The 13,008-nt window shown below is 68.4% G+C and carries 9 protein-coding genes; 7 read left to right on the top strand and 2 right to left on the bottom strand.

Going from position 1 to position 13,008, the window contains the following annotated elements:
• Positions 1–14 precede the first annotated feature (14 nt).
• On the bottom strand, positions 15–209 hold the full coding sequence (locus QHF89_RS15250; RefSeq protein WP_136968814.1) for a hypothetical protein: 195 nt from the start codon (positions 207–209) through the stop codon (positions 15–17).
• Between the two features lie 847 nt (positions 210–1,056).
• On the opposite strand from QHF89_RS15250, the gene QHF89_RS15245 reads away from it, so the two are divergent.
• Both QHF89_RS15245 and QHF89_RS15240 read left to right on the top strand, forming a co-directional pair.
• Positions 1,057–1,689: a hypothetical protein gene (locus QHF89_RS15245; RefSeq protein ID WP_136968815.1), complete on the top strand. Its 633-nt coding sequence runs from the start codon at positions 1,057–1,059 to the stop codon at positions 1,687–1,689.
• Between the two features lie 261 nt (positions 1,690–1,950).
• Positions 1,951–2,505, top strand: coding sequence for an EF-hand domain-containing protein (locus QHF89_RS15240; RefSeq protein WP_284720521.1), 555 nt, complete (start codon positions 1,951–1,953; stop codon positions 2,503–2,505).
• A gap of 171 nt (positions 2,506–2,676) precedes the next feature.
• On the opposite strand, the gene QHF89_RS15235 is transcribed toward QHF89_RS15240, so the two are convergent.
• Complete coding sequence (locus tag QHF89_RS15235; protein ID WP_284720520.1) at positions 2,677–2,916, bottom strand: hypothetical protein; 240 nt, start codon at positions 2,914–2,916, stop codon at positions 2,677–2,679.
• A gap of 411 nt (positions 2,917–3,327) precedes the next feature.
• Here QHF89_RS15235 and QHF89_RS15230 point away from each other — a divergent pair, with 411 nt between their 5' ends.
• From QHF89_RS15230 to QHF89_RS15210, 5 genes are all read left to right on the top strand, one after another.
• Positions 3,328–5,355: a hypothetical protein gene (locus QHF89_RS15230; protein WP_136968817.1), complete on the top strand. Its 2,028-nt coding sequence runs from the start codon at positions 3,328–3,330 to the stop codon at positions 5,353–5,355.
• Positions 5,352–5,954, top strand: coding sequence for an SCO family protein (locus QHF89_RS15225; RefSeq protein ID WP_284720519.1), 603 nt, complete (start codon positions 5,352–5,354; stop codon positions 5,952–5,954). The genes QHF89_RS15230 and QHF89_RS15225 overlap by 4 nt, the downstream gene beginning before the upstream one ends.
• On the top strand, positions 5,951–6,598 hold the full coding sequence (locus tag QHF89_RS15220) for an SCO family protein (RefSeq protein ID WP_284720518.1): 648 nt from the start codon (positions 5,951–5,953) through the stop codon (positions 6,596–6,598). Before QHF89_RS15225 ends, QHF89_RS15220 begins: the two co-directional genes overlap by 4 nt.
• Positions 6,595–8,169 (top strand): ABC transporter substrate-binding protein, encoded by a 1,575-nt coding sequence (locus QHF89_RS15215; protein WP_136968819.1) that lies wholly within the window; start codon positions 6,595–6,597, stop codon positions 8,167–8,169. The genes QHF89_RS15220 and QHF89_RS15215 overlap by 4 nt, the downstream gene beginning before the upstream one ends.
• Before the next feature lie 82 nt (positions 8,170–8,251).
• On the top strand, positions 8,252–13,006 hold the full coding sequence (locus QHF89_RS15210; protein WP_284720517.1) for a multicopper oxidase domain-containing protein: 4,755 nt from the start codon (positions 8,252–8,254) through the stop codon (positions 13,004–13,006).
• Positions 13,007–13,008 lie beyond the last annotated feature (2 nt).

The following is a 13,008-nucleotide window of genomic DNA, read 5'->3' as shown; positions in this document are numbered from 1 at the left end:
GAGGTGTCGAGGGATCAAACGGTGAACGCGGCGGCCCCGGCCGCGACGCCGCCCACCTCGACGTGTGCTTTAAAGGTCCTGTATTGAGCCATTGTGCGCCAACCCTGAACGTCCGGCATGTCGCCAAACTGCGGCGTCGGCGCGATTCTTTCCGCGGACGATGCCTGGCCCAACCGTTGCTCCGATGGATGCGCCATGAACTCGACCAAGATAGCATCGATAGCGCGCGCGGCGTGGATGACATTCCTGACTGCGTTTACGCTGGGTGCGTGTGATGGTGCCGCCAACACGGAATCAGGGGACGACTCCTTCGCCAAGCGACGCTGCGGCATGGGCGCCCCTTGCTCGGCGGGAGCGACCTGTGCGTATTCGGGCGTCGAGAGTGGTATCCGATGCACCTGTGATCCCTCCGGTCATTTCTTTTGCGACCCGTGGGCCAGCGGAGGCGGTCCGCCTGTCGGCATCTGCGATAGGGAGAGTGCCTGCAATGAAGGAGGCGGAGGAAGCGGCGGCGCCGGAGGGACAGCCGGCGGGCCGTGCTCGCGGAGCAACGGCTGGTGCACGCGGAGCTGCACCTGCGCTGGCTGCGAGGTCGAATGCACGGGCAATCCACCCCCTTCGGAGAAGGGCGAGTTATGCAACTTGGCGTATTGCTCGCATGATTACTGGGGCTGGGGCGGCTGCGAGATAAAAGACGGCGCGTGCGATTACACTGTCGAGTGCGGTGAGTCCCCGAAGATCACCGGCACATGTCCGGACAGCAATTGATGCTCGCGCCATCGCGGCAGATCATCGCGCCCGCCGTTCTGCCTTGCAGCCATACGACCCCTGCCTACGTTCCGCGCCGACGGCGACAGCTCACGCTTTCACACCTCGACGTCGAGCTCCCCGGCCGCGACGCCGTCCACCTCGGAGGAAACCGTGCGCGCAACGCACAGGGGACAGCCGGCGCCCGGTTTCGTGGCGGAGGGAGGACGGCGAGGGCGCGGGGCAAGCCAGCTCGTCTTCGTCGACGAAAGGCCGCACATCCTTTACAAGGATTACGCCAACGGGGCCGTGAAGCACGCGACGTACGAGGACGGGGCGTGGAAAACAGAGGTCGTCGAGCCGGCAGCGGCCAACGGGCTCTCGCTCGTCGCCGATGTCGAGGTCGTCAATACCGCGTTCCAGCCCGGGAGCAACACCTCCCTCGCGCTCCGCAATGGCACCCCGGAGATCGTTTATACCCAGCGCGAAAACAACATCTACTTCCGCGTCTATCACGCCGCCCGCGTGGACGCGATGAACTGGGACAAGGCCGAGGTCACGTCGAGCTACATGTACGACACGACGAACCCCTTCCTCGTGGACGCGACGGGCGGTCGGCACATCTTCCCCGCCACGTACGACGGGCTCCTCCATATGCAGGGCACACCTGGGAGCTGGACGAAAGAGCCCATCACGACGAGCTCCATCGCGACCTCGGCCGCGCTCGACGCGAAGGGCGTCTCGCACGTCGCGTACCTCGACATCGGGGCACAGAGAATGAGCTATGCGAGCCATGCGACAGGGAGTTTCCAGACCACCGAGGTGGACCCGACGAGCTTCGCGACCGGCGGCTCGCTCAAGGTGGATGATACGGGCCGCGTGCACATCGCTCACCACGACCTGTCGGCGAAGCGCCTGATGTACGCGACGGCCTGCCCGTAAAGCCGCGGCGCATCCTCCACGGCTTCGCCCAGGCGCACACCTGTCGGGCACGCGAGGTAGCGGGGGGATCCGCCTTCCGATCGGGTTGACGCCAGCGAGTGCTCCGGTGTCTACTCTCCGCGACGATGGTCTCCGCCACGCCTTTCGAGGTTTCTCGCTGCCGTGGGCGGAGGCATGGTGTTCGTATGGAGCGGATATTTGGCGCAGCGGATTCCAGACGGGAATCCCGAGCGATCCAGATCGAGCGACAGGGATATCTTCATGACGACTGATTTGCAGGCCAAGAAGTTCGGCTTCCTATTCACCTGGTTTGACCAGAATGGCGATGGTTTTCTCACCCGGGACGACTTCGAGAAGATGGCCGGGATGTTCACCGGCCTGGCAGCCGAGGACGATGAAAAGACCAAGACCGCGATGAAGCAGTCCTTCATGCACTGGTGGGGCCTCCTGCTGGAGTCCGGTCAAGGCACGTCGGGAGAGAAGATCGGGCTCCCGGAGTTCCTCCGCATCATGAGCACCAGCGTCATCGCTCCGGAGAATTTTCAGAATGCGGTGGGTCGCATCGCCGAGGGGATGGTTGCAGCCCTCGACCGCGACGGCAACGGGAGCCTTTCGCAGAAAGAATTCGTGCGAATGTACGACGTGGTGGGGGTTCCTCCGTCGACCTCCACCGAGTGGTTCAAGCGGCTCGACCGCGACAGCAGCGGGGAGCTGAGCTGCGCCGAGTTCCGGCAGGCGATCGTCGAGTTTTACCTGAGCGCGGACCCGAACGCCCCCGGGAACTGGCTGCTTGGCTCCATGGATGTGTTCAAGTAGCGCATTCGCCGCCCGCGCAGCGGCGTGAGCGCCGCGGCGCACCCGAAATGAGCATGATCCGGATCGGCAGGGCGACCGAGCGCGAAGCAACTCCCGCTCGGCCGCCCTCCGCGGCCCCGCTTACTCGACCGGAACCCCCGCCTCCTTCGGCGCCTTCACCCGCGTAGCTTCTTACGCCACCCCGCCCTCGCAGAACGCCACCCCGCCCTCGCAGAACACCACCCCGCCCTCGCGGAACGTCACCCCGCCCTCGCGGAACGTCACCCCGCCCTCGCGGAACGCCACCCCGCCCTCGCGGAACGCCACTCCGCCCTCGCGGAACGCCACTCCGCCCTCGCGGAACGCCACTCCGCCCTCGCGGAACGTCACTCCGCCCTTGCGGAACGAGCCCCCGCCATTGTGAAATGCCACTCCGTCCTTACGAAGCACGGCCTCGCCCTCCGCGCGAGCCGTGCCCTCCGCGCAAGCGACGGTACGGATCAACGTAGGCCGTGCGCCCCTACGAACGCACGCGATTACGGTCATCCTCACCGGTCGATGACGTCGCGAGACGTGTAAACGAGCGCCTCGTCGTGCCGCCCCAGGAGCACGAACGAAATCCCCTGGAGCTCCCAGCAATCGTTGGGCAGCCTCAGCGAAAACCATGAACAACCATTTTTCCCCAAAAGGTCCAGGGCTGGCCCTGGTTCGGGTCGAGGTCCGGGGCAGCGCCCCGGCGCGGCGCACCTGGAGGCGGCTCCGGAGGCGCCTGACCGAAGAAGCGGCAAGCGCACGGCAGCGCGTCGACATCCTAGTCGCGCGAACCTGGAGAGACTGGTTACCATGGAACCGAATTCTGTCGTGCAATGGGGGCGGCGGCGGCTGCTTTGCCTCCGCGCCCTGGCGGAGCAACGCGCGCTCGTCCTTTGGCTCGCCTCCTGGCTGCTGCACACAGGCGGCTGCGCGAGGCAGGATCCCAAGGAAAAGCCCTCGCTCCCGCCGGCCGCGGGAGAGAGCGCGGGCGCGCCTTCGGCCCCGGTGTCCGTCGAGGTCGCAGACAATGGCCTGACGATTGCCTGGTCCGCGACGTTCGAAGACGGCGCGACGAACGCCGCCGGCGCGTGGCGGGTGGCCCGCGCGAGGCTCTCCGTGAAGGACGCTGCGACGGGCGCAGCGCAGGTCGGCCTCCGGCCCCGCGTATGGCTGTCCGCACGGAAAGAAGGGGGCACGGCGCTCGCTCACGAGGCCTGCCGAAACCTCGTCGCGTCCTTCGCCGGGGGGCTGCTCTCCGCGCAGCCAGCCTCGGTCCTCGACGGATACCTCGTCCTCGCGCTCAACGAAGACCCGAGCCTCTCGATCATCGAGCCGCGCGTCGCCCTCGCGCGCACGAAGCTCCAGAGCCTCGTCGCCCTGCCCGGCCAGGCCGCGGACTGGGCCGCGGCGCCACAGGGCACCTCGGTCTTCGTGACGATCCCGGAGCGCGACCTGGTCGCCGAGGTGGACGTGCTCCGCGGCCGCGTGCGCGGCAGCCAGGACGTCGGCGACCACCCGACGCGAATCGTGCCCCGCGGCGATGCACGCTCGTTCTGGGTCGGAAACGATGGCGACGGGACCGTGAGCGTGATCGACGGGGACGCGCGGGCGAAACGGAAGACGTTGGGCTCGGGCGCTGGGCATCAGGAGATCGTCTTCCTCGCGGGGGGGCGGCGCGCCTGGGTATCGGCGTCGGACAGCGAGACGATGAAGGTCTTCGACGCCGAACACGGCGAGCTCCTCGCCGAGGTGAACGTGGGCCGAGGTGTCGTCGCCCTCGCGGGCAGCGACGAGGCAGCCATGATCCTCGCCGCGCGCGACAATGGCGAGCTCGTCGTCATCGACGAGGCCAGCCGGGCCGTGACCAGGCGAATCCCCGTGGCCCGCGGCGGCGCGTCCGTCGCATTCGCGCCCGGCGGCAGGTTCGCCTGGCTGGCCCAGCGGGAGGCGGGCGCGGTGCATGTGTTCGATGCGTCCCAGGGCAAGATCGTGCAGACGACGAGGAGGCTGTCCCGCCCGGATCACGTCTCCTTCACGCGGAATTTCGTGTACGTGCGGGAGCTCGGGTCGAGCCACCTCTCCATGTTCGGGCTCGCGGGCGACCCGGCGAACGAGCCGCCGAAGCTCGTCCAGGTCGCCATGGGGCAAGCGGCGCCGGACGGGGACTTCGCGCCGAGCTTCGCGGCTCCGATGGCTCCCTTGCCCGAGGGGGGCGGAATGCTCGTCGCGCACCCCGTGGACCGCACGCTTTATGGATACGCCGAGGGGATGATGGCGCCCATCGCGACGCACCCCGCCTACGGGCGCTCGCCACGCGCCGTGCGGATCGTCGATCGTTCGCTCCACGAAATCGAACCGGGGGTCTATGAAGCGCCGTTCCGCATGGACGGCGGCGGCGTCCACGACGTGGCCGTGCAAATCGACGGACCCCGCAAGGTCACGGCTTGCCTCGAATGGTCCCTCCCGGACGGGGATTCGCGCCCGGGCGAGGATGCATTCGGCATCGAGCCCCTCTTCGATCCTGGCGAAAAGCTCGTCGCGGGTCAGACCACGACCCTCCGCTTCCGGCTGCGGGAGCCCATCGCCCCGCGCGCGCTCACGGCGCTCTTCACGCAGGATCCGACGGGATACGTGTGGCGCGGCGTGCCGAAGGCCGAGGGGGATTCGGTCTATGCGATCACGGTGAAACCCTCCACGCCCGGCCGATATCGGCTGGTCGTGCGTCCGAACCAGAAGGCGGGGCCTTTGATGCGCCGCGCGACATGGACCCTGGGCGTCAGGGCAGGCGACTCCGAGGTTCTGCCCGCGAGCGAAGGGGGAAAGGGGGGTCGGAAGTGAAGCGGCTCCTGGTCGTCACATTGCAGGTCTCGCTCGGGCTCCTGGCCGCGCTCGCCGCGGCGCCCGTGGTGGCCGAGGCGCCGCCGGCGTCGGGCGCGAAGGCCAACGAAGACGCGGCGGCGCGCTATTTCACCAATACGAAGCTCGTGGATCAGGACGGAAAGGTCCGCCATTTCCACGACGATCTCTTGCGGGGAAAAAAAGTGCTCATCAACGTCGCCTTCACGTCGTGCAAGGGCGCGTGTCCCGCCATGACGGCGAACCTCGCGAAGGTGCAGCGTCTCCTCGGCGCGCGAATGGGCAAGGAGATCCACATCATCACCGTCACGGCCGACCCGGAGAACGACACCCCGGCCGTGCTCAAGCAGTACGCCGATCGGCACGGAGCCACGGCCGGATGGTACTTCCTGACGGGCGCACCGGACGACGTGAACAAGGTGCTCGGCCGCATCGGGGGCCTCTTGCGCAAGCCCGAGGACCACGCGACGACCCTCTACGTCGGCAATCTCTCGACCGGAAACTGGGTGAAGACCCAGGCAACGTCGCGCCCCGAGGACATCGTCTATCTCGTCGACCACCTCGACGACCCCAAGCGATGAGCATGGCCCTTGCAAATCATCCGCTCCGGTACGCGCGCGCCCTGGTCCTCGTGGGTGCCGCCATGTTCGCCGCGGGATGCGAGGGGGAAAGCAAGGGCGCGCCGCCCGTCCCGCTTCCGCCCCCGGGCGCCGACGTCCGCGTCGCGCCCCTCGCCAAGGTCGTCGTGCCAGACGTGGAGCTCGTCGATCAGGACGGGCAAACGGTGCTGCTGCGCGACGCCCTCGGCCCGGGCGCTTTTGCGATCCAGTTCGTCTTCACCACGTGCACGACGATCTGCTCGCCGATGACGGCCGTCTTCGCGCGGCTCGCCCACGACCTCGGCGATTCGTTCGGAAACGATATATGTCTCGTATCGCTCACCCTCGATCCGGCCATCGATGGCCCCGAGGCGTTGCGCCGTTACGCGGACCGATTCGGGCGGCGGGAGGGCTGGACGTTCCTTACGGGACAGCCGGATCGTTTGTCGCGGGCCCTTCGCGCGCTCGGCGGCGATGCGAGGGTCAAGGAGGAGCATCGCCCGCTCACCGTGATCGGAGACGGCCAGGGCAAGTTCGTCCTTGTCGACGGGCTCGCCTCCCCCGCGCGCCTGCGCGCCGAGATCGCGGCGCTGCGTCGTCCCGCGGAGAACACGGAGGCGCCGTGATCGAGCGCTGGGGGATGGGCGCCCTCGTGCTCATGGGCGCTTGTTTGCTCCTCGGAGGGAGCGAGAGCCGCCCCGAGGCGCCGCGCGACCGAGGCGCTTCGTGCGCGAGCCTCGGCCCCGCCGCGCGGCGCGGCAAGGCGATCTATCACCAGGGCCGGGGCGCCGAGGGAGAGCCCCTCGTGGGGCTCGTCGGCGACGGCTCCGCCATGCTCTCGGGGGCGAGCGCGGCGTGCGCGCGTTGCCATGGTTTCTCGGGGGAAGGGACCGAAGAGGGAGGCATCGCCGCGCCCGCGCTCACGCCCGAGAGCCTCTTTTCGCCCGATGCACGCACGGGCCGCCCCGGACACGACGAAACGACGCTCCTCGCCGCAATCCGGGAAGGGCACGTCGGCGCGCGGCGCCTCGGTCCCGCCATGCCGAGGTTCACGCTCGATACGTCGGCCCTTGCGGATCTGCGAGCGTACCTCGCCTGCCTCGGTCACGAGCGCGAGCCGGGCGTCTCCGAGGGCGTGATCCGTGTCGGCGCAGCGTGGCCGATGTCGGGCCCAGCCAAGGCGCAAGGGGCGGCGATGGCCGCGGCCGCCGCCGACGTATTCGCCGAGATCGAGGTGCAGGGCGGGGTGTTTCGACGTCGCATCGAGCTCGTGCTCGAGGATTCGAATGGCCCCGGAGGCCCGCATGCAGCGGCAGCACGCCTCGCCCGGCGCGAGGTCTTCGCCATGATGTCGAGCCCGATCGCGGCCGAGCCGCTCCGGGACGACGAGGGCGAGGAGATCCCCCATCTCGCGCCCCTCGGGCCGACGCCGCCGGACGCCGAGCGCGTCTTCCAGGTGCGACCCGGCCTCGACATGCTGGCGCAGATCGTGCTCGCGCACGCGGCCACGTCCCGGCGAACCCCCGCATTCCACGTGATCGCTCCCGACGACGCCGCGGGCAGGCTGCTCCGGGACGGACTCGCGCGCGGCCAGGCCGCGCGGCGAGACATGCCCGCGCCCTCCGCGTGGCTCTTCGTGCCAGGCTCCTTCGACGCGGCGGCGGCGGCCGCGGAGACGCGCGCGCGTGTGCCCGACGCCATTCTCTTCGGCGGGACCGCCGAGGAGCTCGGCGCGTTCGTCCGGGCGCTCTCCTCCGCGGACGAGGTGCCGATTTATGCCCCGTCCGCGATCCTCGGCGACGCGCCCGCCGCGCTCGACCCCCGCGCCGCGCAGCGGACGCTCTTCGTGCACGCGGGCCCCGTCGACGATCGCGTCTCCGCCAGGGTCCGGGACCTCCGCGCCCGCCTGCAAGCGCGAGGCGCCCCGGCAGGGCGGATCGGGCTCGCGATATCAGTGGAGGTCGCCGCCCGGACCTTGATCGAGGGGCTTCGCCGCGCAGGGGGGCGTCCGACACGGCGAGCCTTCGTCGCGGCGCTCGAGACGCTGCGCGATTTCGAGGTCGGCCTCTCGGCGCCGCTCAGCTTCAGCCGCGGGAATCACGTCGGTGTGACGGGCGCATACGTCGTCCGCGTCGATCCGGTCGCGCGAGAGATCGTGCGTGTATCGGAATGGCTCACGGTCGCCCCCTACCGGTGATCTCGGGCCCTCGCGCTTTTTTCGTAGGCATATCGAATCCATGTGATGGGGGTATACCGTGTCCAGACCTGGACCTTCTTTGTTGCGATGGTTGGCGTTCGTCCTCTTGTTGGCGTCGGGGTGCGGAGGGAGCGACCCCGACGAGTCACCGCCCGGCGCGGGGACGGCAGGGGCGGCCTCACTCGCCGTCGTCGCTCCGCCGAGCGAGCCCTCCCCGAACCCCCCCCACGGAGGCCGCACGATCGTCGCGCGCGTGGTCGCGCTCGATCAGGTGTACGTATACAACAGGTTTGGCTCGTTCAACCCCGACGGGATGATCTTCGCCCTCGAGCGGGACGTCGTCCCCATTGACGACGCGAAGCCGATCGGTCCGGGCAACGCCATGCTCGCGCCCGACAAGCGACCGAGGCCGCTCGTGCTTCGCGTCAACGTCGGGGACGAGCTCGTCGTTCATTTCAAGAACCTGCTCGCCCCCACGGTGGGCGACATCTCTCCCGACGCGGAGGTCCCCTTCCACGTGGGAGGCGACATCGGATCGGATTCGACCGCGACGAGGCGCGCGTCGTTCCACGTGAGCGGGCTCCAGGTCCTCGATCAGAAATCGCTGGCCGGGAACGTCGGAAAAAACGCGCCCGCCCTCGCGGCGCCGGGCCAGACCCGCACGTATCGGTTCTTCGCCGACCGTGAAGGCACGTTCCTCGCCCATAGCGGCGGGGCCATGGCGGGCGGCGAGGGTCTCGGGGGGCAAATCGTGCTCGGGCTCTTCGGCGCGGTCCACGTCGAGCCGAAGAACGCGGTCTGGTATCGCTCGCAGGTCACGGGCAAGGAGCTCGCGGCCGTGGCGACGTACGACAAGGACCCGCTCCTGCCGCCCCGCATCGATTACGACGCGACGTTTCCCGATGGTACGCCCATCCTTCGTATCCTCGACGACCGAAACGGCGAGCTGGAGATCGTGCACAGCGATCTCTACGCCATCATCACCGGCTACACGCACACCGAAGCGGGGACCACGGTCTCCAAGGATCAGGGCCATTTCCGCGAGATGACGGTGCTCTTCCACGACGAGCTCAGGGCCGTGCAGGCGTTCCCCGAACTCGACGAGGACCCGAGCCTCCACGGCGTCCGCGACGGCTTTGGCATCAACTACGGCGCTGCGGGGTTGGGCGCGGAGCTGCTCGCCAACCGCGCCCGCCTCGGGCCCGCGGCTGATTGCGCCGAATGCAAGTTCGAGGAGTTCTTCCTCTCGTCGTGGGCGAACGGCGATCCGGCGATGCTCTTGTCGCGGGACGAGGACGGGGGAGCGCTCGAAGCCCTCTTCCCGGAGGATCCCTCGAACGTCCACCACGCCTACCTCGGCGATCCGGTCCGCTTCCGGAACCTGCACGCGGGGCCCAAGGAGACGCACGTCTTCCACATGCACGCCCACCAGTGGCTCCAGTCCCCGGGCCATGACGACGCCATGGCCCGCGACTCGCAGACGATCGGCCCCGGCGCGACCTTCACCTACGACCTCCTGTTCGGGGGAGCAGGCAACCGCGTCCTCACGCCCGGCGACGCCATTTTCCATTGCCACCTCTATCCCCATTTCGCGCAAGGCATGTGGGGGCTGCTCCGCGTGCACGACGTATTCGAGAACGGATCGCCGTCGCGGAGGCTGCCGGACGGAGAGATCCCGAAAGGCACCCCGACGCCCGCCCTCGTCCCCATCCCCGAGCGTGGAATGGCGCTCATGCCCACCTACGAGCCCACGCTGGTCGTCCAGGGGAACAAGAAGGTATGGCGCCCGGCGATGCCAGGATATCCCTTCTACGTCCCCGCCGACGCGGGGCACAGGCCGCCGCAGCCGCCGCTCGACATGGTCTTCGACGGCGGCTTGCCCCGGCACAAGATCGACGCGGTCCCCGACAACGCGATCGTGCGGGGCAGCGGGGTCGCACGATTCGACGTGGAGATCCTCGAGGCGGACCTCGTGCTCCTGCCGCAGAATGGAACGGCCTCGGAGCAGGGGGCCATGGCCTTCCACGCCGGCACGTTCCCTGGCGGCAAGCCAGACGCAACGCTTTACGGCTGGGCCGGCGCGAGTTACCCCACCCGCACGCCTCTCGGTCAGGTCGCGCGTTTCTTCGTCAATGGCAGGCCGCCGGCGATGGGCGCGCCGTTCGCCGACCCCTGCCCGAAAAACGTCCCGCTGCGCACGTTCCAATTCGCGTTCGTGGAAATCAACGGCCTGCTCAACGACAACTACTGGCACGACCCGCAGCTCCGGATGATGGTGCTCGAGCAGGACCTGCCCGCGACCTACGCAGGGACGCGGCCCCCGGAGCCGCTGTACATGCGGGTGAACTCGAACGACTGCATTCATGCCGAGGCCACGAACCTGCTCCCCAAGGTGCTCGATGAGGACGATTTCCAGATCCGCACCCCCACGGACATCGTGGGCCAGCACATCCATCTCGTGCAATTCGACGTGACGAGTTCGGACGGAGGGGCGAACGGGTTTAATTACGAGGACGGTACGTTTGCCCCGGGGGAGGTCGAGGATCGCATCGCAGCGGCAAACGCGAGCGGCGGCGCCATCACGCCGAAAGGAAACCGCGTCTTCCTCACACCCAAGACGCACCCCCGCATCCCCAAGGCCTTCGCTGCGCAGACGACGGTGCAGCGCCAATGGGCCGCGCGGATCCTCGACGATATCGGCCGGGATCGCACGAGCCGCACCGTCTTCACGCACGACCATTTGTCGCCGTCCTCGCACCAGCAGCACGGCCTCTATGGCGCGCTCGTCATCGAGCCCGAGGGCTCGACCTACCGCGATTCGAGGACGGGGCAAGCCTTCGGCACACGAAAGGACGGCGGGCCGACGAGCTTCCGCGCCGACATCACGAGGGGCGACGGCACGTCATTCCGCGAGTTCAACATCGCCTTCGCGGACTTCGCGCTCGCCTACGACGCCTACGGCGAGCCCGTGAACCCGCCTGGGACCGTCGAGGCGCCGCTGCCGCTCGCGGTCACGCACGAGCCCTTCCCGCCGGAGGCCATCTCCGCCGCGGACCCGGGGACCATGCTGATCAATTACCGGAACGAGCCCATCCCGCTGCGCATCGGGAAGCCCGGCCCGGACGACACGCTCGTGCAAAAAGACGGCCCGGTCGGGGAGATGCAGAACGTCTTCCGCTCGGATCTGCACGGCGAGCCCTCGACGCCAATCCTCGAAGCGTACCCCGAAGACGAGGTGCACATACGATTGATCCAAGGGGCCCACGAGGAGCAACACGTCTGGACCCTGCACGGAAACAAGTGGCTCTACGAGTTCGCCGACCCGGAGAGCGGATACTCGAACAGCAATCCGATCGGGATCTCGGAGCACCTCGAATTCGTCATGCCCGGCAATCAATGGTCGACGAGCACGGGGGCGGACCACGTCGATTACCTATACGCAAGCGCGCCGACGGACGACCTCTGGAACGGGATGTGGGGGCTCATGCGCTGCTATGGGGAGCGAAAGCCCTGGCTCCGGCCGCTGCCCGGATCTTCCTGGGCGAGCGTCCCCATAGGCAGCTCGTACTACGACACGGATGCGCGCATTTGCCCCGCGGGCGCGAAAGAGCGCGAATACCACGTCGTCGCCATCACCGCCGCGGACCACCTGCCGGACGGGCGGCTCACGTACAATGAAGACTTCGACCTCTACGATCCGGAGGCCATCCTCTTCGTGCGCGAGGAGCACCTCTCCGATCTCCGCCATGGGCTCCGGCGCCCCGAGCCGCTCATCCTGCGCGCGGCCGCGGGGGAGTGCATTCGCGTGACCTTGCGCAACGAGCTGCCCCATGTCCTGCCCCAGACGCCGCACTGGAACTACCACCCGCCGATCACCGACGGGTTCAATGTGAACCAGGTGCGAAAATCGAATCACGTCTCGCTGCACCCGCAGCTCGTGACCTACGACGTGGCCGTCTCCGACGGCGCGAACGTCGGCCACAACCCCCCGCAGACCGTGGCTCCGGGAGAGGAGCGCACGTACGTCTGGTACGCCGGCGATTGGCAGGGCAAAAAGCCCCGGCCCATCGAGTTCGGCGCGATCAACCTGCGCAACATGGCGGACGTCGTGCACGGCGGGGCCCACGGCGGCGTGGGCGCGCTCGTGATCGAGCCGGAGCTCGCCACCTGGGCGACCGATCCCGGCACGGAAGCACAAGCCACCGTGACGCACCCCGGCCTCGGGGGGGCGAAATCGTTCCGCGAGCACGTCCTCCTGCTCCAGGACGACGTGCCCATGCGGTCGGACGATTCTCGGTTCCGCTGCGAAGATGGGGATCTCAACTGCGGCAATGCGATCCGCAACCTCGGCGGCGAGGACGACGCCGAGGATACGGGGCACAAGGCGTGGAACTACGCCACCGAGCCGATCTGGGCGCGCCTCGGCCTCCGGCCCGAGACCGATTTCAATGCGTACAACGAGCACCAGCTCGGTGACATCCACAACTCGTACGTGTTCGGCGATCCGGCCACGCCGATCCTGCGGGCGAAGGCGGGGCAAGCCTTGCGGATCCGGCAGCTCCAGCCCTCCGGGCATGCGCGGCAGCACGCCTTCACGTTATGGGGCCACGAATGGGGCTACCGCCCGTTCCTTCTCAACTCGACCGTGATCGGGCCGAACCCCGACTGGTTCGTGGTCTCCACGCAAGGCGGGGCCAGCGTCCAGACGGCGCACAACGTCTTGCCCCTTTACGGCGCCGGCGGGAAATTCGGCGTGGTCGGCGATTTCCTGTACCGCGACGAGGGAAGCTTCGGATACACGAACGGGTGCTGGGGGTTCCTCCGGGTCAGCCATTGAAG

This window comes from Polyangium sorediatum, from assembly GCF_029946465.1.
In the GTDB taxonomy this organism is placed as follows: Bacteria; Myxococcota_A; Polyangia; order Polyangiales; family Polyangiaceae; genus Polyangium; species Polyangium fumosum.
Note: the sequence above shows the minus strand (reverse complement) of the source record. Positions and strands in the feature narration are given on the sequence as shown.

Bases quoted from the DNA above. Each gene is read 5' to 3' on its own strand.
- QHF89_RS15240 (WP_284720521.1), top strand. From the start codon at position 1,951: ATGACGACTGATTTGCAGGCCAAGAAGTTCGGCTTCCTATTCACCTGG.
- QHF89_RS15230 (WP_136968817.1), top strand. From the start codon at position 3,328: ATGGAACCGAATTCTGTCGTGCAATGGGGGCGGCGGCGGCTGCTTTGC.
- QHF89_RS15220 (WP_284720518.1), top strand. From the start codon at position 5,951: ATGAGCATGGCCCTTGCAAATCATCCGCTCCGGTACGCGCGCGCCCTG.